The organism is Desulfocicer vacuolatum DSM 3385 (assembly GCF_900176365.1).
GTDB lineage: Bacteria > Desulfobacterota > Desulfobacteria > Desulfobacterales > Desulfobacteraceae > Desulfocicer > Desulfocicer vacuolatum.
Map to the genome: position 1 here is coordinate 21,768 of NZ_FWXY01000008.1, position 25,939 is coordinate 47,706.

Sequence of the window (25,939 nt, forward strand, 5' to 3'; positions counted from 1 at the left end):
GACCTTAATCATTGTCAATAATCTCGTGTCCGTCAAGCACCCCACGAACGATTTTTGCAAGCTTTCTTCGCACAATGGGCTTATCGGCAAACCCTCTGATACCCGCTTTTTTGGCTTTTTCCCGGTTGATGCGGCTGCTGTAGCCGGTGCAGATTATCACAGGCAGTTGTGGAGAAATCTTCATCATCTCCAGGGCCATGGCTTCACCGGTCATCTCCGGCATGGTCATGTCCGTGATGACCAGATCAAAGTCATCCGGGGCAGCCCGGAACATCTCCAGGGCCCTGCTGCTGATGATGCTGGTGGTCACCTGATATCCCAGGGCGGTGAGATGGCGCTCTCCTATTTTAATGAGAGGTGCTTCATCATCCACAAATAAAATCCGCTCACTGCCCCCCGGCAACCCCTCTGCATTCCGGGGGAGTGGCGGCAATGATGTTTTTTTCTTGATCACCGGCAGATGAATGGTGAACGCAGTCCCCTTTCCCGGGGTACTTTCAACACCCACATGTCCCCCATAGCTTTTAACAATACTGTGAACCAGAGCAAGCCCCATGCCGGTTCCACTGCCATGACCATCCCCCCGGGTGGTAAAGTAGGGTTCAAAAATGGATTCCAGGATATCCGGGGAAATGCCTGTGCCGGTGTCACAAACCATGATCTCAAGACAGGGTTCCCGGGAAAGTTCGGTGCCCTTGAGGGCCGTCTCTTTTTCCAGCACCACATCGCTCATGGTCATTTCAAGGATACCGCCCGTTGCCTCCATGGCCTGGGCCGCATTGGTACAAAGGTTCATGAGCACCTGGTGCATATGGGTGGCACTGCCCATGATCAGGGATTCACTTTGAATATTTTGACGAATCTCTATTGTGGTGGGAATGGAAGAACGAATGAACTTAAGCACCTCCTTGGCAATGATGGACGGTTGCAGCGGTTTTCGAGTCTCATCGCTTTTCCGGGCAAAGGTGAGGATCTGTTTGACCAGCTCCCGGGCCCGGTTGCCCGCCTTGATCACCTCCATGAGATTTTCATGGGTCACGCTCCCCTCCCGGAGATCATCCAGGGAAAGCTCGGTGTAACCGATGATGGCTGACAGAATATTGTTAAAATCATGGGCAATGCCCCCTGCCAGGGTGCCGATGGATTCCATGCGCTGGGCCTGGCGAAAATGATATTCTGCTGCATATTTTTCCTTTTCCAGGATTTTTTGTTCGGTGATGTCCTTGGCAACCCCCCGGTATCCCATGATATTTTCATCATCGTCCAGAACAGGAATACCGTTGATGGAAAGTAAATGCCACTGCCCGACTTTATCCCTGGCCCGGGTTTCCACATTAAAAAAAGAGCGCTTTTCCCTCTGATATGTCAAAAAAGCGGTTTTAAGCTCCACACCCTGATTTTCACTGATCTGCTCCGGGGGGATAAACTCCCAGAAAGATCGGCCCAGCAATTCACGGCGGTCATACCCCAGCACTTTTTCCACCGAACTGCCCATGTAGGTAAAGATGCCGTCATTATCAAATTCCCACACCAGATCCCCCATGGTCATGGTGATGTCCCGGAACCGTTTTTCCGAAAGTTTCAACGCTTTTTCAGCTGTTCTGCGCCGGGTCACATCCCTGAAAATAAGCACCACCCCCATGAGAACACCATTACTGTTTCGCACAGGTGCCGCACTGTCGGCAATGGGATATTCAGCACCGCTTCTGGAAATGAGCAAGGTGTGATTGGCAAGACCGATGACTTTGCCGGTGGCAATGACCTGGTTAGCAGGATCGGGGCACGGTTTCCGGGTAATTTCGCTGACAATGGAAAATACTGTTGCCGCCGGTTGGCCCACAGCCTCTTCTTCCCGCCAACCGGTGAGGGTTTCAGCCACGGGATTCATTAAAATCACCCTGGCGTGGCTGTCACACACCATTACGGCATCCCCAATGCCCTTGAGGGTTACCAGCAGGCGTTCTTTTTCCGCCTGGAGTTTCTGCTCGGCTTTATGGCGCAGGGCCACATCGTGGAAATGTTTCAAGGTCAGGGCAATGTCATCGGACAACTCCTGGAACAGGGCCAGTATCTCCCGGGGAATGGATCGGTCTTCCACAATGTGTATATGAAGTACGGCAATGACCCGGCCCTCAACGCACAGGGGAACAGCAACGGCACAATGACACTTACCTGCCTTAAAAAAATCCCACCACCGGCCCATCTCCGGCGGGTGATCCCTGCGATGGGTTACCTGCATTTTACCGGTTTTCACAGCCTGTCGGGTGAGCTCCAGAGCACTCACCAAAGCGGTGGGGTCATTGGTGTATCTGGATACAAACGATTCAAATCGCTCCTTTGCCATGCCGCCATAGGCCCCTACGCTCACATGGTCAAACCCCTTGTCAACATGGGCAAACCACACCAGGGGCGCTCCCATGTCCCGGGCCAAGATTTCCACTGACCGGGAAAAAACCGCTTCCCGGGTATCCGCCCGAACCATCATGCGGTTGATGTTACGAAGGGCATTAAAGGCCCGGGTTTTCTCCATGAGGCCTGCCTCATGTTCAATTTGTTCGGTGAAATCCCGGATAATGATAATGGCCCCCAGAAACTGCTCCTTTTCCCACAGGGGAAACAGTTTTGTTTCCTGGATCATCTGCACCCGGCGCGTTCCCTTGACAAGGTTCAGGTCCAAAAAATGATGATGCACCAGGGGGGAAAGGATGGCGCTGCGGCTTTTTTCCAGGCAGTCTATAAGGTAATTATCTTTTTTCCGATGACAGATTTCAGGGAACAACTCCAAAAACGCCCTTCCCAACACCTCTTTTTCTTTCCATCCCGTATGTTTTTCCAACCATTTATTGAAAAAGGTGATCCTACAGGAAGTATCCACACACACCACCCCAAGGGAAAGGTGCTGGGTAAATATATTGTTCACAATATCTTTCATAACACCGCGATCTCCTTGGTTTTCATCATCCCATCATTCGTGTCTGGAGGGTTTCCACAACAGTGGTAAAATCCTTGAAACTGAGCATGACAAACAGATATCCTTCCAGATTTTCTTCCTTAATATACATCCTGTTTTTCACCACAATGGCTTTATCAAAGGGTTTAAGTTCTGTGAGCAGATTTTCAAAATAGGTTTCTGATATTTCCTGGGTCACCTCGGGCAGTTCAAAGCGAATTTTATCATCAATAAAGTTACTGACGGCAGACATATAAGAAACCATGATGATGTTACCGATCTCATTAAGGGTGGAGATGCCGCTTTCGGTGATGGTGCTCACCTGCAGGGTATCACCGTAAATGGTGTTTAACAAAGAAACCCCGCACTCCCGGGAATAACATAAAATGGTTTTGCCTTTAATTCCCCCTTTAAAATCCTGGGAAATGTACACCCCCAGGGAGGTCATTTCTTTGCGAATATAGGGCCGCACCTCATCAATATCCATGATGTGCATATCCGGTACCTTGATCATGACCCGTGTGTTAACCAGGTTGGAAAGGGCATCGGCAGCCTCTCCCAGCCCCACATTGATCACCTCTTTCATGATATCCAGTAATATTTCAGACTGTGTCATGGGGCCTCCGTTTATGTGGGCTCTGTCAGGTGTTGATTCAGGGTTTCCACCAGCTGCTCCGGATTCAGGGGTTTGGGCAAAAAGGCCCGGCACCCGATGTCCACGGCATCTGCCTGTCTGTATTTTTGTTTGTCCGTGGAGCAGATCACCACCACCAGATCCGGGTCCAGGGCCAACATTTTCCGGGCCACATCCATGCCGTCCATATCTTCCATTAAAAGATCCAGCACCACGGCATGGGGGGAATCTGATTTAAGAATTTCCAGGGCCTCCCCCCCTCCTCCGGCCTCAATGACTGAAAAATCGTGGGCTGTAAGGATATTTTTATGGATGGCCCGGGTAAAGGCAGAATCATCCACTATCAATATTTTTTTCATTTATCTCTCCTTTTTAATTTAAAGTCCTGACGGATCAAGGGTCAGGGCAATGCTGCCGTCCCCCAGTAATGCCGCACTGGAAAACTGGGCAATATCTGCCAAATGATGGGCCAAAGGTTTTATTAAAACACCTTCCTTGCCCATGATCCGATCCACGGCAATGCCTTTGGCCCGGTGCCCGAAAACCGTAATCACCAGGGTAAATACCCCGGGAATCTTTGTTCCACCCTGCCAGGTATCCGCCCGGGCATCCAGAGCATCGGCAAGGGGGGTCACCGGAATAACATCCCCCCGCCAGGGAATCACCGGGCAATTGTTCACACTGCGCACAAGATCTTTTTTTACCTGAACCGTTTCCATCACCGCAGCAACGGGAAAGGCATACACCTCCCCTGCTGCTTCACACAACAGCATCTCTGTAACGGACAAAGACACCGGCACAGTGAGTTTCACTGTACTGCCTTTGCCGGGACGGCTTAAAAAAGCAGTGTTGCCGCCGATCTGTTTAATGTCATGGGCCACGGCATCCAGGCCCACCCCGCGCCCGGATACCGGTGTGACGGTTTTAACGGTGGTGAATCCCGGCTGAAATATCAAATTTAAAACAGCATCCCGGGAAAGGGATTCCATCTCCTTTTCTGTAATTAATTCTTTTTCCAGGGCCACCCGGAGAATCTCATTTTCATCCAGGCCCGGGCCGTCATCTGTCACAGTCACAGTGACATGACTGCCCTCCTGAACCGCAGATACATCAATGGTGCCCACGGGATCTTTATGGGATGCCATACGTTTTTCCCGGGACTCAATCCCATGATCGGAAGCATTTCGAAGCAGGTGGATTAACGGATCAATGAGCTGTTCAATGACCTTTCGATCCACCTCCACCTCTCCCCCGGAAAGAACAAGGTTGATCTCCTTGTCCCCGGCCTGGGCAAGGTTCCGGGTAATACGCTGTAAACGCTCAAACAGGGTGTCCATTTTTAAAAGCCGCAAATCCATGACACCGGTCTGCAGCTTATGGGATATTTTTTCCATGGCAGCGGCGGCAGCAGACAGCTCTTTTATCCATGGCGTGTTGTGCTGCTCCAAAGGAATTGATTGTACAATGCCGGTGAGCCGGGTTTTCACCATGGCCAGCCGGCTCACCTGGTTCATAAAGCGGTCCACATGGTCCAGGCTGATTTTCATCTCCCGGCTGAGAAGATCGGCAAACACCTCTTCCCGGGCACCGGTCCCGGGCACCGGTGCCTTTGTCAGGGCTGTCTCTTCCACGGCTTTTTCCCCGGATGAACAGGGAGATTGACACCGGGCAAGGGCCTGTTCCAGGGCATCAATCTCATCAAGCAAAGATTCAGCACAAGAGGAATCAAGCACATTGTCGTTGCCCATGTCCACGTCCCGGACCATTTTTTCCAGCAGCATTGACAAATGGGACTGTTTTAAATAATTGGCTGCAGTTAAAAAGGTGGTTACAATCCTTGATATGGCCCCATGAACCTCTTTTGAGGCGCTGTTTCCCACAATTGTACCGATGAGTTCCCGCAACTGGGCAATGTGCTGGGTGCCGGATCGAACAAAGACCTGCATGGTGTCAAGGGGGGCATCAAAACGGCTCTTCTCCGGCGGCCCCCCCTCCCTTGAAAGGGATTTTATCTTGTTTATCTGATGATTAATATCTGTAAGATCATGGGAAACATACACTGTATCCGTAACCCGCATATTCATTGCCCGCAACAGATCCAGCCCTGTGAAAAGAACATTCAGCACCGGTTTTAACACGGGCAGGCTGCCGTTTCTCAAAGAATCCATGAGATCCTCAAGCTCATGGGCCAGGGTATTGATATCTGCAATGCCCAGATAGTCGCTATTACCCTTAATACTGTGCACTGCCCGAAAAGCCGCATGGACGGCATCGGTATCTGTTTTATCCTTTTCCAGGGTCAGCAGCATCTTTTCAAAACGGTTCAACAAAGACACCGCCTCACTCTGGAAGCGCTCTTTCATTTCCCGGGTAATTTCAATTTCATAGGCCATGGGATATTCCTGTCAGCTCTGTTGTCAACGGTGAAAACCGTCAAAGGGTTTGTGCATTTTTATCAACTGTCACCCACCAGAAGTTGAATCTGTGAAACCAGTTCCCGGGGATGCACCGGTTTAACCATGTACAGGTTGGCTCCGGCTTCAAATCCCTTTTGCTTATATTTGGCCTCGGACTGGGTGGTCACCACAATGATGGGGGTGGCCCGGAACGCATCATTTTCCCTTATTTTTCGAATCAGGGTATATCCGTCCATATCCGGCATGACAATATCCACCACCATGAGATCCACCGGGGTGTGATTCAATATTTCCAGGGCCTCCAGCCCCCCCTGGGCCCGGATCACCCGGTATCCTGCGGAAAGTACCGTAAAAGAGATAATTTCCAGGGTTAATTGTGAATCATCCACAATGAGTACCGACTTTGACATCTGCCTTTTCCCCTTTTACTTTTGATAAACAAACATAGACCCCAGACGGGTCATATTAAACAATTTGGTGAACCGGGCCACAGATTCCACCTGGCCCAGAAACAAAAATGCACCGGGATTCATACGTCCATGGATGTTTTCAAGCACCTTCCGCCCGGAGGTTTGATTAAAATAGATGAGCACATTTCTTAAAAAAACCAGATCATAATTTCCCAGAAGGGCCACGGAATCAGGATCATAAAGATTGACACAATGAAAGTTAACCATGTCCCGGATAGTGGCGCTCACCGTACAAAAATCCCTGTCTTCCTTAAAATAACGATCCCTGTACACCCCGGGGGTATCCCGGAGAGATCTTGTGAAATACCGGGCAGCCCGGGCTTTGGCAAGCACCCGACGGCTGATATCTGCCCCGTCAACGGTTAAGGACCAGGTGGAAAAATCATCCAGCATTTCCCGCATGATAATGGCAAGGGTATAGGCTTCATCTCCGGAGGAACAGCCGGCGGAAAGAATGGAAAGCCTTTTATTGCCTTTTTTTTGTTTCTCAATGACAGGCAGCACCTTTTCCACCAGAAATTCCAGCTGGGGGTATTCCCGGAAAAAATAGGTTTCATGATTGACAATGAGTAAAATTAACTGCTCCATCTCCCTTTTGGTGACATCAAAGGTCAAATAACGAAGGTAATCCTTCACCGTTAAAATATCCAATTCTTTCATGCGGCTTGACAGACGTCTGGCCAGGAAATCAACCTTGTTTTTATTGATATAAATACCTGTTTCTGAATAGATCAGTGTCGCAAATTTTTCAAATTCATGGGTGGATAGGTGCATGGGGTTATTGACTCCCGATCTTTGTTAATGCCTCCCGGGCCGCTTCCCTTACGCCCGCCGCAGGAGACTGCAAAAAAACTTTAATCTGTTCATGTAAATCAAGCTTTTTCTGTTCTCCCAGAAAATCCAGCACAGCCGCCTTGACAAGGTCGGGATATCGGGACAGCCCTTTTAAGAGATCCGGTATCACATCCACAATGGAAAGGGCCTTGATCCCCATCATTGCCTCATATCGATTCCAGTGGTCAGGATCATTTTCCACCACCGTAAGAAGAAGGGAGGACACCGTTTCCGGTGCAAATTCCTGCAAGGCCCGGACAGCGGCCCGGCGCACCAGATCATGGGGATCATTCATGCAGGATGTCACCGCTGCCAAAACCCGGACATTGCCCTGAACCCCCAGACGGGCAACGGCTTTTTTCCGAATATCAGGGGTGTTGTGGCGGCACAGTTTCACCAGATGATTTTCAAACACAGGGCCAAGGGCCCGGGGCATCATGGTCAGGGCAAAGAGCACATCTTTGTCATCCGGAGATATGAGTCTCCGGGTGATTTCGCCTTGATGCTGCTCCATATCCATCCGGGACAAAAGATCTGCAGCCCGGTTTCGCACCGTATCTGATTGGGCTGTTGACAAATTTAAAAAAAAGGGAATGCTATCTTTGTGGGGGCGGGCACCAAGGGCATCAAGAATGCCCAGACAAATATCATCACTGTCTCCGGGCAGCTGTTCATGGAGAAAATCCCGCAGTGCGGGCATCTGGGAGTGGGTCCGCCCCCCCATGGCCATGAGAATTTCAGGCTTAAGATCCGGGTGGGCATGGTGATAATATGACATTAAAAATTTCGCTGCCGCCGGGGTGTTTAATTTTTCCATGACAGAAATAACGGCCATTTTCACGGCATCGGTGCTCGCGGAATCTTGCATGATGCCGTTAAAGAGGGTAAGGTCCTTTGGGTTCAGGCGGACAACGGCGCGGCACAAATCATCAAACAAGGCGGCATTGGCCGGTTTATAAAGGGCAATCAACGGATCAAGGGCCATGGGAACCCCCAGCTGCCCCAGAAGCGCCACCGCACTTGCCACTGTGGTACGATTGGCGGTGCCAAGGCAGGCAATCAATGCATCAGGATTTATTTTTTCCCTTAGCACATCAAGTACCTGACGGGTTTTTTCGGGATTTTTCTCCAAAATCCGCACAAGCCCCCGGACGGCATGGGGAATCAAAATCTCTTCTCTGCTCTCCACAACCGAAACCAAAAAATCCACCCCGTCCACATGGGCAATGGCTCCCACTGCCTGCACCGCACAAAAACGCACCAGAGATTCTTTACCGTGGCCAAGGGCAATGATGTGTGGAAGAACAGTCCCATTGCCGATTCTTCCCAGACTTTTCAGGGCCGCACACTGGAGCCAGGGTTCTTTATCCAGGCATTGAATCAAATGGGGTACAGCGTCTTTTATGCCGGATGATCCCAGGGCCTCGGCAGCAGCCACCCCCACGTTTACATCTTCATCAAAAAGAAACCGAATGAGATACTCCTGGGCCTCCGGGGTGCCCACCATGCGGATAATATCAAGCAGCATTTTACGAAGATCACTGTCTGCACCCGCCATGGCCCTGCCCAGATGCACAAGAATGCCGGGACCTGATGCCACAAGAATATCCATGGCCTGTATCTGTTTTGGGGGGTCAGGGGAGGAAAGCCTTGGAATAAGGGCGGCAACCATGTCCGCCCCCTTCCGGGCCTTTAGCTCGATTACCGCCTTTTGCACCAGATCCGGATCCGGTGCAGACAGATGTTCCACAAGGGTGGAAAGATCGTTTTGATGTTCTGGTTCCTGTTTATTATCAGGCTGTGTGGGCATCATGACTTAAAGCTCCTTCAATGACGTTTGCCACCTCCCGGGCGGGCACAACGGTTGTGGCAACCCCCCGGTCAATGACGGCCCGGGGCATGCCGTAAATCACGGCACTCTCTTTTGATTCTGCAACGGTAAGCCCTCCCATGGCATGGAGTCGGGCCATGGCATGGACCCCGTCATCCCCCATGCCGGTGAGGATCACCCCCACGGTGCGGTGTTTAAAAATATCAATGGCAGTATTCAGTGTTTTTTCCACAGAAGGGACAAACATATCTTCTTTTTCAGGCAATACAATCTCAAGCATTACCCCTCCCCGGTGGGAGCGAAGCAATAAATTGCGCTCTCCGGGGCACACATACACCACACCGTTTTGCAGTTCATCGCCGTGGCGGGCTTCTTTTACGGGTAATTTGCTGTAGCTGTTCATGCGCTTTGCAAATCCACCGGTGAAGCGGGCCGGCATGTGTTGAATCACCAGCACCGGGGCGGCAAGATCCCGGGAAAGATGGGGGATGACGGCCATGAGGGTTCTGGGCCCACCGGTGGAAACACCAATGACAACAATGCGTTCCAAGGGTCGGACAGATTTTTGTAAAATAGGTGTTGCACATACCCCGGGTATTGTCCGCACCGGTGTGGTGCGGCTCAGGGCCAGCACATTGGCAGATGCGGCCCGACAAACGGTACGGGTAATTTTATCCTTTGCCTCCATGATGTTCCGGGAAATTTCCCCTGAAGGCTTTTCCAGAAAATCCACCGCCCCCAGTTCCAGGGCCTCAAAGGCTTCCAGGGAATCCTTCCGGGTATACCCGCTGATCATGACACAGGGCCGGGGAGCGGTGATCATGATATGCTGGAGACAGGCAATACCGTCCATGCCCGGCAGATTCACATCAATGGTGACCACATCGGGATCAAGCCGGGAAATCATGGAAAGCCCGTCCTCGGCATCCATGGCGGCTCCCACCACCACAAGATCGTCATGGGCATTGATGATCCGGGTCAATTCCCGCCGCATAAGGGCGGAATCGTCTATGATAAGTACTTTAACGACTTGCTGCATAAAACAAACATCCTTTTGAGCATGTTTAAAATACCGGCATTCATAATGGGATCATTGCCCCAATAAAATATCCGGTTGCCCGGCACAGGAAACCCGGACATTTCCGGTGGAAAGATCAAACCACATGCTTCTTCCCAGCCCCCCCAGTATATCCTCCCCCACCAGGGTAATATGATGGGCATCCAGGGCAGATTTAACCGCCTTGACATTTGCGCCACCCACATCGGGGTATGCTGAAAGAAGACCCTCAAACATGTCACCGCCCCCGGCAATGCAGGCCGTAAAGTCACGGCCTGTCGCGGTTTGCCCCATGATTCGGGCACAAAGAATACGAACCAGGGCCGCCACGGCATGATCGGCATATTGATGAAGATTTTCATCGGGCAGGTCATCTTCTTTTTCACCCCGGGAGATGTGGGCCATCCCCCCCATTTTATGGCCACGGGCATACACGGCAACGGCCACACAGGACCCTATGCCCCTGGTATGCAGCACATGGGGGGCCGCTGCCACCCGCAGCCCATTGGTTCTCAATGTAATGCATCTTCGGGTTTTAATATCAAAGCTCCTGATTAATCAATGCCTTTAAATCCAGCAGCATGGCAGAGGTATTGCTTTCCTCCGACAGCACCAGACCCGATAAAAACCGGGTATCTACATTTTTAATGATCTCCGGCGGGGCCGCAATTTTTTCGGAAGCAACCTTTACAATGCCGGAAACGCTGTCCACTTCAATGGCAAAGGGTTGTTGATTCCAATGGATCACCACGGCCCGCCGGGAAGATGTCTTTTCCATGGAAGAATCGGAGGCCGGCACAAGATCCAGCCGGCAATGAAGATTCATCAAAGGCAGCGGCTCCCCCCGCACGGTGATAAGTCCTAAAATATGGGCCGGGGTTCCGGGGACATGTTTAACCGCTCCAACACGGATTACTTCAAAAACTTCAGCTATGGGAAGCGCAAAGGTCATATCTGCCGTTGCCACCATTAAAAGGGGCACCAAGGCCTCTTTGGGGGATTCAACAGATTCTTTGTCAGAGGATTTCATATTTATATCATCCCTCCGGGAAAAACTATCCATTTCCCGGGTAGTCATCAGTTTAAAGGCATCCAGCAGGGTAAACATGCGGTTTTCCCCTTCGGGCATGGCAATGCCTTTGATGTGTTCCACCCCGGCTGCGGCAATACCGGGGGGCACAGGTTTAATCTCCCCGGGGGAGAGGCGAAGGAATTCACTGACACCGTCCACCTGAACACCGTATTGACATTTTTCTGTATCCACCACCACCACCCGCCCATCCCCTGAATCCAATGACGGGTCAATGCCGAGTTTTACGGAAAGATCCACCACCGGCAGCATGCCGTCAAGGGTGGGTAAAAGCCCTGCCATGCCGGGGGGGGTGTCTGGACTTTTTTCCACCAGACCGGCCGGCACAACGGATTTCAGTAAAAAAGACTCCATGCAGAACAATTCCCGGCCTGCGGAAAAAATTAAATATTTTGTCTCATCCCGGTCAGGCGGTGCTGCAAGTTTTTGTGTCAGGCCCCCGGCAAAATGATCATATTGATCCCGGGCCTTTTGTTTGATGTGAAGGCCTGACAACACCAATCCGTCAATGTTGAGAACATAGACAAGCTGATCATCCATCTTGGCCATGGCTGCAATAAAGGGAAATTGATCATCCGTCATCACCGGATTGACAGGCTCCATGACAGCGGCGGAAATATCCATGATATCTGCCACATGCTCCACGGATAATCCATAAAGGACATTGCCCACTTCCACCATAACAAGGGACATGGAGCCGGATGTCAAGGAATGTGATGATTCCGGGTCTTGCTTTTCAAGATCCAGTCGTTTCACGGGGTTCAACACCGGTACAATTCTACCGTCAATGGCAGCAACACCCTCAATAAAGGCAGGTGCCCCGGGTACCCGTCTCACTTCCGGTTTTTTTACCACGGCCTTGACCCGGGATGCCTGAACCGCATAGGCCTCCCCCCGGATCATCACCCGGGTATATTTACCTTCAGGAATGTGAGGCATTTCCGGATTTTTTTTCATGATCTTTTCCTCGCTTAAATCCTTGCTTAAATTTCATCGGCCTGGGAGGCAATTTCTTCGGCAGTTGCCGCAAGGTTTCTTGTGGCCCGGGTCTGCTGATCCGACACTGCCGCGGCCTGCTGGCAGGCCGCTGAAATTTCTTCGGAAGCTGCGGAAATGAGGTCTATTCCCTGTTGCATCCCCTCTATACCGGTAAAGGACTCCCGGGACATGCTTTCAATTTCATTGGTGCCTGAAAGCACCGTTGCCATATCGCCTTCAATGGTGGCCAATCTGCGGGTGATATCTGCGGTATTATCCAATTCCCGGCGCACCTTGGCCCCTGCCTCTTCTATGCTGCCGGACACGGTCAAAACCGTCTCTTTAATGGAACGGATTCGATTCCCGATTTCCGGAATCTGATCCGCTGTGACATCCACGATATTTCTAATATCATCGGACACTTCGGCAAATCCCGAACCGTGGGTCCCGGCCCGCACCGATTCCACCCGGCCGATGACAGCCAGGATGGTGATCTGGTCATTGATGCTGTAAAGACGGTCAATGATATTTTCAAGGGCAAAGATCTCCTCCTCCAGCACCCTCATTTTACCGGCAGACAGCAGATTTTTCTCCACCTGATCGCCAATGCCCCGGATGATGGCAGCGGTATCGGCATCAATTTTTTTCAATAATTTTTGAAGGTCTCCGGCCTTTTCCTGATTGGTCCGGGCCAGGGTGAGAATTCCCTGCCCGGCCTGTTCCACCGATTCAATGAGACGGGCATTTTCTCCGGCGGCATTGGCTTGCTGTATGGATGCCTGGGCAATCTGATCAATGGAGGTGCCGATCATCTGGGCCGATGCCGTGACCTGCTGTATGGTGGCGCTGAGCTCTTCTGCACTGGTGGCCAGCTCTTCGCCCACCTGGATGGAAAAGGCCTCTCCCATGAGTTGATCTGCCTGGTCTTCAATATCTTCGGCATTTTTGGTGATGGTTTCCATGACCTTGAGTTGCTGGACCAGCACAGTGTTGGATTGCTGGGTGGCAGCCATGGCCTGGTCCGCCCCTGTGGCAATTTCACGGCTGTTGTCCATGACCTTCTGGACCTGAACCGACTGGGTCTCACTGTAATTTTTCATGACAAACCCGTCTTGTTTCAGGGCTTCAACATCCTTTGAAACATCTTTTAACGTATTAATGATTTCATTGGCCCTGTCTGCATCCATGCGGGATTGGGCAAGGGTTTCATCCAGATCAGTTTTTACTTCCGTTGCAGCATCCCCCAGGCGTGCTGTGGCTGAAACGATTTCCCGGACATTTTTTTCAGAACGTTCAGCCATTTTGCGAATTTCATCAGCCACCACGGAAAATCCTTCTCCGTGCTCTCCGGCCCGGGAGGCCTCAATACCGGCATTCAAAGAAAAAAGATTGATCTGTTCCGCGGAACTGATGATATCAGAAGCTGCGTTTTCCACCTCCGCTGACTTTGTGGTAAGGGTTTGGATGACGGCATCCATGTCCTTATTGCTCTCAAGGGAGGCATTAACCCCGTCCACCAGCCCGGAAATCTGATTCAAGGAAGTGGTGATCATATCCTGGATCAGGGTCATTTTTTCAGAAGACACCAAGGCGTTTTGGCCCACTTTTTTTGCCACATCACCCACCTGGGCTGCGGCGGCAACACTTTTATCTGTGCTATCTGCGGCATCCATGGCCCTGGTGCTGATATCATTCATGGTCTGTTGCAGTTCCTGCACCGATGATGCAAGCTCCTGGGACATGGAGGTCATCTCTGAAATGGCCTGGGAGAGATTTTCCACCACGACCTGTTTTTTTTCAGCAACCCTGGCAGCTCGTCTTTTCTCTGCCCTTGCCCGGGCTTCCTTGCGCTGGTCTGCAATTATTCCCTTCAGACCGGGCGTCTCCTTACCCGGCTGGGGGGGGAGTTTCTTTTCCATTGCTCTCTCCTTTTTTGATACTTTTACGTCAACACGCGTCAATCATAAGTTTTCCGGTCTGACGCCACATAATGTGTTTTTTGAAATTGGAAATATCCCATGTGGTATGGGAAATGAGAACTTCGGACTCATGAAGTTAATGGTTTGATATTTTTTATTTCTACTTTACATTTTCACGGGAGGAATACCCATTTTCAATGATTGTCTTTAAAAAAATGTAAAGTATTTCCGGTAGCAGCGATCCCAATATTTAAACAACCAATCCGGACACGCATACACGAGATTACAAATAAATAATTATTTCAAAAACTTGCTACAAATCGATATCTACAAAATTAATTAATACATTATACATATATTCAATATTACAGGCAAATTGATTTTCATATATTAACGAAGGCTTGTTTCTTTAAAAAGAAACAAGTTGCTTGACATTTCTTTTCCCCGCCTGTATTTAAATTAGTAAAGACAATAAGTAAACTTTAAAAATCAAAAGGAACACCTTAAAAAAATGAACAACATGACCTATACAACAAAACAATTCCAATGGTGGCACTGGTGGTGTTCTCTTTTGTATTCCGGCATGCCACAATGGTAAATTTATTCCTGGACATTAAACAAAGACCGTGGCTGCCTGTACTGCCCGGTCTTTTTTTTTATAACTGCCATGGGCAGGCAGTATTCTGGCCTCGGCCTGCCCACAACAAAGATTGAAATACCCCCTTGATCCACGGAGTGTTTCATATAAAAAAATTAAAAACATGAACTGGAAAATAAAATGATACTCAATCGCTACCCCACCAGAGAAACCTATGATTCGCTGTGCCGCACTGGTAATGTCATACCGCTTTGCGCAGAACTGCTGGCAGATACGGAAACCCCGGTGTCCATTCTCCAAAAATTTTACAAAAAAGACCAACCGCTATTTTTGCTGGAAAGTGTGGAGGGCGGCGAACACTGGGCAAGATACAGCTTCATGGGAATCTCGGCAAAAAGCCAAATCGTTGTCCTGGAAAATGACATTGAAATCACATCTGAAGATCACCGGGAAAAAATTCCCCACCACGGCGATCCCCTGGCTGTATTAAAAAAGCTCACCGAAAAATATCAACCGGCAGACATCAAAGGGCTTCCCCGGTTCTGGAGTGGACTCACCGGGTACATGACCTATGAAATGGTCTCTTTTTTTGAAAATATCCAAACCCATCTGCCCCAGGGATCTGCCTATGCCCATTTCATCATCCCGGATGCCATGATCATTTTTGACAATATGAAGCACACATTGACATGCCTGAGCATCTGTTATACCGATGATAAGAATAAAGACACCTGCTATGATGAGGGCATTACAGGCCTGGAAAAGATGATCGCCACCATCCAGGGTCCCACCCCGGCGGCAGTGCCATCCGCTTCATCTTCGTCTTCACCCGTGCATGGGGCCATGCCGTCGCCTCCAGACCCATCTGCTTTTTCCCTGAAGTCAGCCACCGACCATGACACCTATGTAAAAGGGGTTGAAACCATCAAGGAACACATTGTTGAGGGGGATATCATCCAGGCGGTGTATTCCCAGCCCTTTACCTCAACGGCCCCTGTGGACCCTGTGATGCTGTACAGGGCCCAGCGCTATATCAACCCGTCTCCCTACATGTTTTTCATGAATATGGGGGACACCGCCATTGCAGGCTCTTCTCCGGAAACCATGGTACGCCTGGAAAACCGCACCGCCACCCTGCGTCCCATTGCAGGCACCCGCCCCAGGGGCAAAACAGAGCAGGAGGACCGACGTCTTGCCGATGAACTGTTAAACGATGACAAAGAACGGGCTGAACATCTCATGCTGGTGGATCTTGGCCGCAATGATCTGGGCCGGGTGGGGGAAACCGGCACGGTGCAGGTGACGGACATGATGTTTGTGGAGCGTTACTCCCATGTCATGCACCTGGTATCCAACATCACCTGTGAACTGGAAGGTAAAAAAGATGCCTGGGATCTCCTCCGGGCCACCTTTCCTGCAGGCACCCTGTCCGGTGCCCCGAAAATAAGGGCCATGGAGATCATCTCAGCGCTGGAACAGCGTCCCCGGGGCATTTATGGCGGCGCTGCGGGATACATCTCCTTTTCCGGCAACATGGACCTTGCCATCACCATTCGCACGGCAACCGTCCGGGAAGGAAAAATGACGGTGCAGGCCGGGGCCGGTATTGTGGCAGATTCTGATCCTGAAAAAGAGTATCAGGAATGTATCAATAAAGCCAAAAGCGTGGAGCGTGCCCTGGTGCTGGCCCTGGGCCGTGACAATGGAGGTGAATCATGCTGATTGCCGTGATTGACAACTACGACTCATTTACCTTTAATCTGGTGCATTATATTCGACAATGCGGTGCCACAGTGCATGTGTTCAGAAACGACAAAGCCACCCTGGAAGATATCACAGCATTGAATCCCGATGCCGTTGTCATCTCCCCGGGACCCGGACGGCCCCAGGATGCGGGTATCTCCATGGCAGTTATCAAGGCCTTCACCGGGAAACTGCCCATATTGGGGGTGTGCCTTGGACACCAGGCCATTGCCGCCTGTTTTGGGGGGCGCATTGTCCATGCCAAACGCATCATGCACGGCAAAACCTCCATGGTCACCGGTGATGATAAAGGTATTTTCAAGGGGTTGAAAAAACCCTTTGCTGCCATGCGGTACCACTCTCTGGCCGTGGAAGAGGCTTCTTTGCCCCAATGTCTCAGGGTTACGGCCCGCACCAATGATGGGGAGATCATGGGACTTTGCCATGTTGAACACCCCACCTGCGGGGTGCAGTTTCATCCGGAATCCATCATGACTGTTGTGGGCAAACGTTTAATCAGAAATTTTGTAAAAGGAGTAGAAAAATGACTTTCACCGACCATCTCAATACCATTATCCGGGGCGAAGATTTAAGCCATGAACAAATGACCGCCATGATGGGGGATATTTTTTCCGGAGACATTACCGGTGCCCAGATCGGTGCATTCATGGCTGCCCTTGCCACCAAGGGGGAAACCTTTGAAGAGCTGGCAGGAGCAGCCCGGGCCATGCGCCGCAAGGCCACCCGCATCCAGACCATGACCCAACGGGTGGTGGACACCTGCGGCACCGGAGGGGATGCCTCGGGGACCTTTAATGTTTCCACCACCACCGCCTTTGTGGTGGCAGGGTGCGGGGTGTGCGTGGCCAAACACGGCAACCGCAGTATCTCCAGCAAATGCGGCAGTGCCGATGTGCTCGAAGCCCTGGGTGTAAACCTTGGCACCGACCCTGAAGTGGTGGAAGAGGCAGTGAACGACATTGGCATCGGGTTTCTCTTTGCCCCGAAGTTTCACAGCGCCATGCGCCATGCAGCCCAGGCAAGACAGGAAGTAGGCATTAAAAGCATCTTTAACATGCTGGGTCCTCTGACCAATCCGGCCGCCACCCGGCATCAGCTTCTGGGGGTATTTTCCCCCCAGCTCACAGAGATGTTTGCCCAGGCCCTGAAATTATTGGGTGCCAAAAGAGCGCTGGTGGTGCACGGCCATGACGGCATGGATGAAATCACCGTGTGTGCCCCCACCCGGGTATCGGAACTCAATGACGGCATGGTGCGCACCTATGACATTGATCCCCTGGATTTTTTTGATGACTATGCCGATGCAGCAAAAATCAAGGGCGGAGATGTGGAGACCAATGCCGCCATCACCCTTTCCGTCCTTAAGGGAGAAAAGGGACCCAAACGCAATATTGTGCTCATCAACTCGGCAGCGGCCCTGCTGGCAGCCAATGAGGTGGATAATTTAAAACAGGGAATTGAAAAGGCCCGGCAGGCCCTGGATTCAGGCAAGGCCCTGGAAAAACTGGAAGCCCTGGCGCAATTTACACAGGAGAACGCATAGCATGGCACCCAAGGGATTTTTAAAAACCGTCATTGCAGAAAAAAAGAAAGACATTGCCCGGGCCATGGGCCACTGTTCCTTGAATCGCCAGAGACGTGACGCCGAGGCAAGAAAGCCCGGGGCAAGCTTTTTGTCGGCCATGGAAAAAAGCGGTCCCGGCCGGGCCGGTATCATTGCTGAAATAAAAAAAGCCTCCCCTTCCAAAGGAGACATCCGGTTGGACCTGGACCCGGCCCGCTATGCCAAAAAATATACCCGGGCCGGGGCCTGTGCCATTTCCATCCTCACAGAAGAGCATTTTTTCAAGGGCAGTCTCCACGATCTTACGGCGGTGCGCAGGGTCACGGATCTTCCCATATTGCGAAAAGATTTCACCATTTCCGAGTATCAGATATATGAGGCGGGGGCTGCCGGGGCCGATGCCGTTTTGCTCATAGTTTCCATTCTTTCCAGACAGCAGCTACAGGAATATGTGGCACTCACCCGGGAGATTGGCATGGAACCCCTTGTGGAGATTCATTCGGAGTGGGAGCTTGAAAATGCCCTTTATGCCAATGCAAAAATCATCGGGATTAACAATCGAAATCTGGAAACCCTTAAAACAGACACCACCGTGGCGGCCCGGGTGGTGCCCTTTTTAACCAAGGATCAAATTCCGGTGTCGGCAAGCGGTGTATCCGGCCCGGATGATATTCAAAAGGGAATGGATGCAGGACTTTTTAATTTTCTGGTGGGGGAAAGCATTGTCCGGGCCAATGACACGGAAAAATTTATACACGATTTGATTTCAACGGGGAACACCGGCACGTCCCAACGCCTTGAGACACCCCGAATCAAGGTGTGTGGACTTACCCGGCCCCATGAGGCTGTGGCATGTGCAGACCTTGGGGCCCATGCCGTTGGTCTTGTATTTTATCCCAAGAGCCCCCGCCATGTCACCACGGCCCAGGCAGCAGAAATTTGCCGGGCACTGCCCGGGGATATTATCACCACCGGTGTATTTGTGGATGCCACCTTTGAGTTCATCATGGCAAAGGTAAAGGCCTGTAACCTCAAGGCCGTGCAACTCCACGGCAATGAGTCACCGGAAACGGTGCTTCAACTTAAAAGTCAGGGCTTAACGGTGTTCAAGGCGCTGTTTGCAGGAAAAGAGCCCCACATTGATAAGGCAAATCAATATAAAGCGGCATCGGCCATTCTGGTGGAATACGGCAAGGGTCCCCTTCCCGGGGGAAATGCTGAAACCTGGGACTGGGGCACTGCCAAACAGTCAGGCAATGGCCACAAACTGATCATTGCCGGGGGTATCACCCCGGAAAATGTCACCGGTGTCATTAGTGCCACATCCCCCTGGGCCGTGGATGTGAGCTCCGGGGTGGAAAGCGCACCGGGGTGCAAGGACCTTGATCGGGTGAAGGGATTGATACAGGCGGTGAAAACCAGCCCTTCCGGCAGATAGGCGCGGTCCGGTTAATTTTATTTTACAATCAGTTTATCTCCGGGATAGATGGTGGGCTGTTTGGAAAAATGGTTCAGTTTATGGATATTGGCCACGGTGGTTCCATATTTTTTACTGATGCTGTAAAGGGTTTCCCCTTTTTTAACCACGTGATACACCCGCGAAGGCGTTGCTTTTTTGATAACTTTGGGGGCTGTTTTTTTAAAAGTCATTTTTTTCATGCCGGTTTTAACCGTGGGTGTTTGAGCAGTGGGGGTAACAGATGACACCGGGGCCTTGTCCGTTGCTTTTTGAACCATATTATCATACGAGGTCTGTGTCTTTGACACCTGTGCGCCGGAGATGCTTTTCCCCTTTTTAAGTTCCAGATTTTTCATGCGGTCCAGCAACCCGGCCACTTGAAGGTCCAGTTTATCGATATTCTCCGTGGAGATGTTGAACTTGGTGGACATGGAGTTTTCCACCCGATCCAGTCGTCCCGTAAAAACAGCCAGATCTGTTCCCGAAGCTGCCGGGGGGCTCTGGATCGTGGAAAATTTTTGTGAAATTTCAGCCAGGGAAATTTCAAGCTTGTCCAGTCGTTTTTCCAGAAGTGAAATCTTTGTCATCCCATCCTCCACAGGGGGCGCTTCACTGTTTTCCAAAGGGCTGCCCGGGTCATCTGATGCAAACAAAAAAAACAGCCCAACCACCAGAAAAACAATGACCACCCCCGCCACCACCACAATTTTCATACTGGTGTTCCCATTATTCTTTCGCCGGGAGTACCGTGCATTGGGAGGGCGGGGGGTATCATCCATACCGTGTTGGTCTATGCGAAACCGTTCATCAATGGAGGAATTTTCTTCGTTCACTTCAAATCTCCCGTATATTAGATTTTTGTTATGGACAGCATAATGCCATTTGGCTCCGCGTCTACGACCCTATATTCGTTGTGTCTCCCAGGACATGTGGGGTATAAGAAAAATAGAGACATCCTTGAACATTAAGTGCATCTATACTTTTATTGCCAGCTCAGGCCAGACTTGTCAACTATGTAAAAACAAAATTTGATTTCTTGCAAAGACTACACTATTAAATTTCAAGCAGGTTTCATCAAGAAGTTTAAACGATTTCTCCATTCTCATAATTCAATGGCCCCATGCCGTTATCTCTTTTAAAGGGGGACATTTAAAAATCAATCAACACTGGTAAAAAATGAACTTGATTACTTTTTCATAAAAAAACGGGCGTCTTCCATTAAATCGGTGAATGCATCAAACGCCTGCCAGAAAAAAGACAAAATCGATTCTGATTCATTAAGAATTTCATGCCGGGCCCCGGGAACGGAAAGAAAGATCCCATTGGACAGATTCCGGCATAATTTTTCCTGGGCCCGGCAGGAAACCACCCGATCCTGGGCAGCAGATAAAAGCAGCACAGGGGCGCTTATCTGTTGGGCCACGCCTTTGACTTTCAAAGTGTCAATGGAATCAAAAGCCGCCTTGAGCCACCCCCAGGTGACCCCTCCCAGGACAAGGTCTCGATTTTTTTCAATGCAAAGATGTTCCTGCCAAAACCCCCGGGGATCATGGGTAAGGGGATTCCCGGAAAACTTAACAGCATCTCTATTATAGTCTGTGTTTCCCGGGACATAACACGTTTCCATGCCCCAGCGCACCATCTGTCTTGCCAGAATCCCGGCCAGGGGGCGCGGAATGGGGGCCGTGACGATATCCACCATGGGGGATACCAGTACGGCCTTTTTTATCTGTGTTCCCCGGCATGCCAGAAATCTCAGAGCAATGTGTCCCCCCATGGAATGGGCCAGGACAGTTACAGGAAGCCCCAGGGGAGCCACCACTGTGGTGTAAAAAAAAAACAGATCATCCAGGTAGCATTGAAAGGACTTGATATGGCCTTTATCTCTATTTTCAAGCTCCCTGACAGACAGTCCCTGCCCCCGCCAGTCCAGACTGATCACATGAAAATTTCTTTCAACAAGCTTTTCCACCACTGCTTGATATTTTTCCATGAATTCCGATCGTCCATTTAATAATAAAATACATCCTTTGGGATTGCCATGGGCTATCTTTGCCACGCCATAACGCATTAACTGACCATCCCCTGCCCTGAAATAATTAAATTCCATTTCTATGTCACCCCTTTTTTATGCTATATACGATCAAAAACCATTTTAAAAAAACAGGAATTAGCCCCCAATGAAGCAATCTGATTTAAATACATCCTTAAAAGAACAAAAAAAAGATACCCACCGGTTCATACACCGTTATAAGGGCCTGGGAGCCTTTGGAATGAACCGAAAAACCGATGAAGAAACCATCATGTTTTATCTTCAAAAATTTTCCGAAGATTCTTTTATGGCGCATCTGATACCGCTTCTTGACGATGAGGAGCTGGATGAAATTTACACCCTCATCCACCGGTTGTTAAAGCGGCACATCTCCGAATACCAATACCACGCTCTCTTTTTAAAGGATAGGTAAAACCATGTCCAGACTTCTCATCAGCGCCGATGTCCATGGCAGCTATGCCACATGGATGACCTTAAAATCACTTCTTAAGCCGGATGATATACTGGTGGTTGCAGGAGATCTCTTTGATACCCGGTATGGTAGATGGGGCTCTCCGGATTTTCAGCCCGATCATATCCGCGAGAGTCTCAAAGATATGAAAAACAAGCTGTATTATGTATATGGCAACTGTGATGATCCCTCCTATTATCCCGGACACGTCCATAATTTGACATTTGAATACATGGGGCTTCATATCTTTCTCCACCATGGCCATGCCTACCTTAAGGAGCATTTATCCAGGATAGATCTCATTATCCAGGGGCATACCCATTTGCCCTCCCTGGAAAAAAAACAGGATACATTGTTTATCAACCCCGGCTCTCTCACCTCTCCCCGCAATGGACTTTATACCTATGGCATTGTGGACACCGACAAGATTCAACTCATGAATATAAAAACAAACACTGAATTAATATCATTTCCAATCCATCCTTATTCGTAATCTTTGGTAATAAAAAGTTATATTTTTCTATTTTCCGCGACAAATCAGCCAATATCCTTGACTTTCAGCTCAATTATAAATATTTTAAAAATTCTTTTGAATCTCGTCAGTCATAAATTCTATCCTGTTTTTTTATATGAAATACGCCACAAATCAAAGGTGTATTTCAAACTTCGTTGTGGGTAGAGCCGGATCAAAGTACGGTCCGCCCGTGGCGGTTATATGAAATACTCCGCAAGTCAAAGGCGTATTTCAAGCTTCGCTGTGGGAAGAGCCGGATCAAAGTACGGTCCGCCCGTGGCGGTTATACCAACCCAAAACATTTCATGTTTTTCAGAACATCCCGGTGAATCCATGGGATTACCGGATGAAAAAGGAGTCACAAAAATGAAAAAATTCTTATCCACCACCCTGGCCATCATTGTTTCCATGCTGGTACTCACCGGTATCAGCACCCAGGCTGCAGAAAAATCACTGACAATGGCCACCACCACCAGCACAGACAACACCGGCCTTCTGGACTATCTTATGCCGCATTTTACCAAAGAAACCGGTATTGAAATAAAATGGACTGCCACAGGTACGGGAAAAGCCTTGAAACTGGGTTCTAAATGCGATGTGGATGTGCTCCTGGTTCATGCCCCGGGTGCTGAAAAAAAATTCATTGATCAAGGTTTTGGAAAAGACCGAAAAGAGATCATGTACAACGATTTTGTCATCATCGGCCCCAAGGATGACCCGGCAGGTGTTAAGGGCAAAAGCGTGGCCCGGGCCCTGGATACCATCCGTGATGCCAATGCTGCCTTTGCCAGCCGGGGGGATGATTCCGGAACCAACAAAAAAGAGAAAATTCTCTGGAAACAGACCGGTAAAGCCCTTCCTGAAAAAGAAACCTGGTATATTCAGACCGGGCAGGGCATGCTGGCCACCATTAATGTGTGTGAGGAACGAAAGGCCTACACCATGACCGACCGTGGTACCTATATCAAATATCAGTCCCAGAAAGGCGGAGATGCTCCCCTGGTGGTTTTGGTGGAAGGGGATGACATTTTGCTCAATCAGTACAGTGTTTTGACACTGAACCCGGGGAACTGCCCCAATGCAAAATATGATCTTGCCATGGCCTTTTCCGACTGGATGGCCGGAAAAAGTGCCCAGACCTTTATCAAGAATTTCCGGCTGCTGGACAAAAAATTATTTATTCCCAACGCCAAATAACAAAATCAAATCTGAGGATTTCATCGGTCAATGGATTTTATCATTCAAGGTTTTTTTCAAGCGATTCATCTGCTCACCGCCGGAGACAGCTCCACCTGGTCTGCGGTGTCTGCAACCTTGAAGGTCTCTTCCCTTTCCATGCTGTTCAGTGTCATGGCAGGTCTTCCCTGTGGTTTTTTCCTGGGATACTTTGATTTTAAAGGAAAGCGGGGGATCAGAACCCTTCTTGATACCATGCTGGCGTTGCCCACGGTGTTCATTGGTCTGATGATCTATGCTCTGATATCCAGCCGGGGCCCCCTGGGGGATTTTCATCTTTTGTTTACCCTGGGGGGCATTGCCATGGGGCAGTCCATTCTGGCCTTTCCCATTATCACGGCCCTTACGGCTTCCGCCGTTGAAACCATTGATGCCCAGTTAAAATTGACTTTAATTTCACTGGGTGCCGGTAAAAAAGACATCATGCTCACCTGCATGTGGGAGGTGCGTTACGGCATTGTGGCGGCCCTGGTTACGGCCTATGGCAGGGTGATGACCGAGGTGGGTATTTCCATGATGGTGGGGGGGAATATCAAGTGGCACACCAGAACCATCACCACGGCCATTGCACTGGAGACCGGCAAAGGAATGTTTGCCAACGGCATTGCACTGGGCCTTGTGCTGGTGACCATTGCTTTTGGGGTTAACATATCTTTGTTCTTTCTCAGAAAACGATAAATTAAGTGAATATGGGACATTGGTCAAACATTTACATTATCAACCCGGATATTTACATATTCTGGCACACTTCATATGCGGTATCCTTCACATGACCCAAAAAATAGTTTACACTCTGTTGGAAGCTTACCCTCAAAATGGAGACATTGCTCTGAAAAGTGTAAAGCAGAAATGAAACATGCCTCATATCACTGCAAAAATAGTTTACACTTTTTTAAAAAAGTTCCAGAAAAGGGAGTCTTTAGAAGGTGTAAAGTCGTTATAAAAGATGACCACAGTTTTAAAATTACAGGTAAAAATGGCCACCTCTTCCATATATCTCCTTAAAAATATCGTTCAGGCATACAAGGGAAAAACAGCCTTGGACATTCCCAATCTGAGCATTGCTCCCGGTTCCATCACCGGACTCATGGGACCCAACGGCAGTGGTAAAAGCACCCTGCTGAAACTGCTTGCCTTTGTATCATCACCGGTAAAAGGCACGCTTTTTTTTAACGGCAAAGAGGAAGTGCCCTTTTCCCCAAAGGTGCGGTTTGATATTACCCTATTAACCCAGACCCCGTACCTGCTCAAACGATCGGTGCATGACAATATCACCCATGGATTGAAAATCAGGGGAAAGGCCCATGGTCGAAAAGATCCTACAGTGTGCAGACAGGTCAGAAACGTCATGGCCCGGGTGGGGCTTTCCCATGATGAATTTGCCCACCGCATGGATTATGAACTTTCCGGCGGCGAGGCACAACGGGTGGCCATGGCAGCCCGTCTTATTTTAAAACCCCGGGTGCTGCTGCTGGATGAACCCACAGCCAGTGTGGATGTGAACAGTGCCGCACTGATCCGTCGGGCAGCCCTTTATGCCAGAAAAACCTGGGGAACCACCATCATCATTGCCAGCCACGACCATGAGTGGCTCCAGGGAGCCTGTGACCGTCTTCTTCAATTGTACCATGGCAAAATATTCCAGGCAGGTTCAAAAAACATCATTCCCGGCCCCTTTGTCCGGGATGATAAAGGATTTTATCGTCCGTTATCTGCCAACGGCAGTGGACAAACCCTCCGACTGACAACCCCGCCCCATGACAAAGCCTCGGCCCTCTTGAAAACCCAGGATATCAACATAACCGTCCGGGAGCCTTCCCTTTCAACAAAAAAAAAGCTGAAGAAAGCCCCTGACATAGCCACTGCACCATCCATACAGAAATCGAACAAGATTTTAAAAGAAAATAAATTTCACACAATTGAAGGCAAGGTTCTGCGTCTCATGGGGGATAAAAAGCGGGGACATATTACAATGGTCATTAAGGTCAATGAAATGAACTTTACCATCCAGATGGCCCCGGAAACGGTGATTCAATGTAAATTGCTTCCCGGGGCCCGGGTGATGTTAACCTATTGTCTGAGTGATATTGAATGGATCTAAGGGACATTGCATCCCATGA

Annotated in this window: 22 protein-coding genes; 9 read left to right on the plus strand and 13 right to left on the minus strand. The window is 49.8% G+C overall.

The window, feature by feature from the left end:
- Window positions 1–4: 4 nt before the first annotated feature.
- From B9A32_RS08775 to B9A32_RS08825, 11 genes are all read right to left on the minus strand, one after another.
- Complete coding sequence (locus tag B9A32_RS08775) at window positions 5–2,932, minus strand: PAS domain S-box protein (protein ID WP_084068424.1); 2,928 nt, start codon at window positions 2,930–2,932, stop codon at window positions 5–7.
- A gap of 25 nt (window positions 2,933–2,957) precedes the next feature.
- The gene (locus B9A32_RS08780; protein WP_084068426.1) at window positions 2,958–3,566 is read right to left on the minus strand and encodes a chemotaxis protein CheC; all 609 of its coding nucleotides are present in this window, start codon (window positions 3,564–3,566) and stop codon (window positions 2,958–2,960) included.
- An 11-nt stretch (window positions 3,567–3,577) separates the two neighbouring features.
- Window positions 3,578–3,943, minus strand: coding sequence for a response regulator (locus tag B9A32_RS08785; protein ID WP_084068429.1), 366 nt, complete (start codon window positions 3,941–3,943; stop codon window positions 3,578–3,580).
- 18 nt (window positions 3,944–3,961) lie between these two features.
- Complete coding sequence (locus B9A32_RS08790; protein ID WP_084068432.1) at window positions 3,962–5,977, minus strand: chemotaxis protein CheA; 2,016 nt, start codon at window positions 5,975–5,977, stop codon at window positions 3,962–3,964.
- Window positions 5,978–6,039: 62 nt separating this feature from the next.
- Window positions 6,040–6,411, minus strand: coding sequence for a response regulator (locus tag B9A32_RS08795; RefSeq protein WP_084068435.1), 372 nt, complete (start codon window positions 6,409–6,411; stop codon window positions 6,040–6,042).
- 15 nt (window positions 6,412–6,426) lie between these two features.
- On the minus strand, window positions 6,427–7,245 hold the full coding sequence (locus tag B9A32_RS08800; protein ID WP_084068437.1) for a CheR family methyltransferase: 819 nt from the start codon (window positions 7,243–7,245) through the stop codon (window positions 6,427–6,429).
- A gap of 4 nt (window positions 7,246–7,249) precedes the next feature.
- Window positions 7,250–9,118 carry a HEAT repeat domain-containing protein gene (locus B9A32_RS08805; RefSeq protein WP_084068439.1) on the minus strand — a complete coding sequence of 623 codons (1,869 nt, stop codon included), beginning with the start codon at window positions 9,116–9,118 and terminating at the stop codon, window positions 7,250–7,252.
- A complete protein-coding gene (gene cheB / locus B9A32_RS08810) occupies window positions 9,099–10,175 on the minus strand; it encodes a chemotaxis-specific protein-glutamate methyltransferase CheB (RefSeq protein ID WP_084068442.1) in 1,077 nt (358 codons plus the stop codon). Before cheB ends, B9A32_RS08805 begins: the two co-directional genes overlap by 20 nt.
- A 51-nt stretch (window positions 10,176–10,226) precedes the next feature.
- Window positions 10,227–10,709: a chemotaxis protein CheD gene (locus B9A32_RS08815; protein WP_084068445.1), complete on the minus strand. Its 483-nt coding sequence runs from the start codon at window positions 10,707–10,709 to the stop codon at window positions 10,227–10,229.
- Between the two features lie 25 nt (window positions 10,710–10,734).
- The gene (locus B9A32_RS08820; protein WP_084068446.1) at window positions 10,735–12,240 is read right to left on the minus strand and encodes a chemotaxis protein CheW; all 1,506 of its coding nucleotides are present in this window, start codon (window positions 12,238–12,240) and stop codon (window positions 10,735–10,737) included.
- A 26-nt stretch (window positions 12,241–12,266) separates the two neighbouring features.
- On the minus strand, window positions 12,267–14,180 hold the full coding sequence (locus tag B9A32_RS08825) for a methyl-accepting chemotaxis protein (protein ID WP_084068448.1): 1,914 nt from the start codon (window positions 14,178–14,180) through the stop codon (window positions 12,267–12,269).
- Window positions 14,181–14,958: 778 nt separating this feature from the next.
- On the opposite strand from B9A32_RS08825, the gene B9A32_RS08830 reads away from it, so the two are divergent.
- Genes B9A32_RS08830 through trpCF form a run of 4 tightly spaced genes read left to right on the plus strand, consistent with a single transcriptional unit; the run spans window position 14,959 to window position 19,544 of the window.
- Window positions 14,959–16,500, plus strand: coding sequence for an anthranilate synthase component I family protein (locus B9A32_RS08830; protein WP_084068451.1), 1,542 nt, complete (start codon window positions 14,959–14,961; stop codon window positions 16,498–16,500).
- Window positions 16,494–17,069 (plus strand): anthranilate synthase component II, encoded by a 576-nt coding sequence (locus B9A32_RS08835; RefSeq protein ID WP_084068454.1) that lies wholly within the window; start codon window positions 16,494–16,496, stop codon window positions 17,067–17,069. The genes B9A32_RS08830 and B9A32_RS08835 overlap by 7 nt, the downstream gene beginning before the upstream one ends.
- Window positions 17,066–18,085 (plus strand): anthranilate phosphoribosyltransferase, encoded by a 1,020-nt coding sequence (gene trpD, locus B9A32_RS08840; protein WP_084068456.1) that lies wholly within the window; start codon window positions 17,066–17,068, stop codon window positions 18,083–18,085. The genes B9A32_RS08835 and trpD overlap by 4 nt, the downstream gene beginning before the upstream one ends.
- A gap of 1 nt (window position 18,086) precedes the next feature.
- The gene (trpCF, locus tag B9A32_RS08845) at window positions 18,087–19,544 is read left to right on the plus strand and encodes a bifunctional indole-3-glycerol-phosphate synthase TrpC/phosphoribosylanthranilate isomerase TrpF (protein ID WP_084068459.1); all 1,458 of its coding nucleotides are present in this window, start codon (window positions 18,087–18,089) and stop codon (window positions 19,542–19,544) included.
- Between the two features lie 17 nt (window positions 19,545–19,561).
- On the opposite strand, the gene B9A32_RS08850 is transcribed toward trpCF, so the two are convergent.
- On the minus strand, window positions 19,562–20,398 hold the full coding sequence (locus B9A32_RS08850) for a LysM peptidoglycan-binding domain-containing protein (RefSeq protein WP_084068461.1): 837 nt from the start codon (window positions 20,396–20,398) through the stop codon (window positions 19,562–19,564).
- A gap of 353 nt (window positions 20,399–20,751) precedes the next feature.
- Window positions 20,752–21,675 (minus strand): alpha/beta fold hydrolase, encoded by a 924-nt coding sequence (locus B9A32_RS08855; protein WP_084068464.1) that lies wholly within the window; start codon window positions 21,673–21,675, stop codon window positions 20,752–20,754.
- A gap of 70 nt (window positions 21,676–21,745) precedes the next feature.
- Here B9A32_RS08855 and B9A32_RS08860 point away from each other — a divergent pair, with 70 nt between their 5' ends.
- The 5 genes from B9A32_RS08860 to B9A32_RS08880 all read left to right on the plus strand — a co-directional run bounded on the left by B9A32_RS08860 (window position 21,746) and on the right by B9A32_RS08880 (window position 25,920).
- On the plus strand, window positions 21,746–22,030 hold the full coding sequence (locus B9A32_RS08860; RefSeq protein ID WP_084068471.1) for a cytoplasmic protein: 285 nt from the start codon (window positions 21,746–21,748) through the stop codon (window positions 22,028–22,030).
- Between the two features lie 4 nt (window positions 22,031–22,034).
- On the plus strand, window positions 22,035–22,562 hold the full coding sequence (locus B9A32_RS08865; RefSeq protein ID WP_084068474.1) for a YfcE family phosphodiesterase: 528 nt from the start codon (window positions 22,035–22,037) through the stop codon (window positions 22,560–22,562).
- Between the two features lie 222 nt (window positions 22,563–22,784).
- The gene (locus tag B9A32_RS08870) at window positions 22,785–23,780 is read left to right on the plus strand and encodes an ABC transporter substrate-binding protein (RefSeq protein WP_332308499.1); all 996 of its coding nucleotides are present in this window, start codon (window positions 22,785–22,787) and stop codon (window positions 23,778–23,780) included.
- A 30-nt stretch (window positions 23,781–23,810) separates the two neighbouring features.
- Complete coding sequence (locus tag B9A32_RS08875) at window positions 23,811–24,497, plus strand: ABC transporter permease (RefSeq protein ID WP_084068479.1); 687 nt, start codon at window positions 23,811–23,813, stop codon at window positions 24,495–24,497.
- Between the two features lie 268 nt (window positions 24,498–24,765).
- Window positions 24,766–25,920, plus strand: a complete 1,155-nt coding sequence (locus B9A32_RS08880; protein ID WP_212637871.1) for an energy-coupling factor ABC transporter ATP-binding protein — start codon at window positions 24,766–24,768, stop codon at window positions 25,918–25,920.
- Window positions 25,921–25,939: the final 19 nt, after the last annotated feature.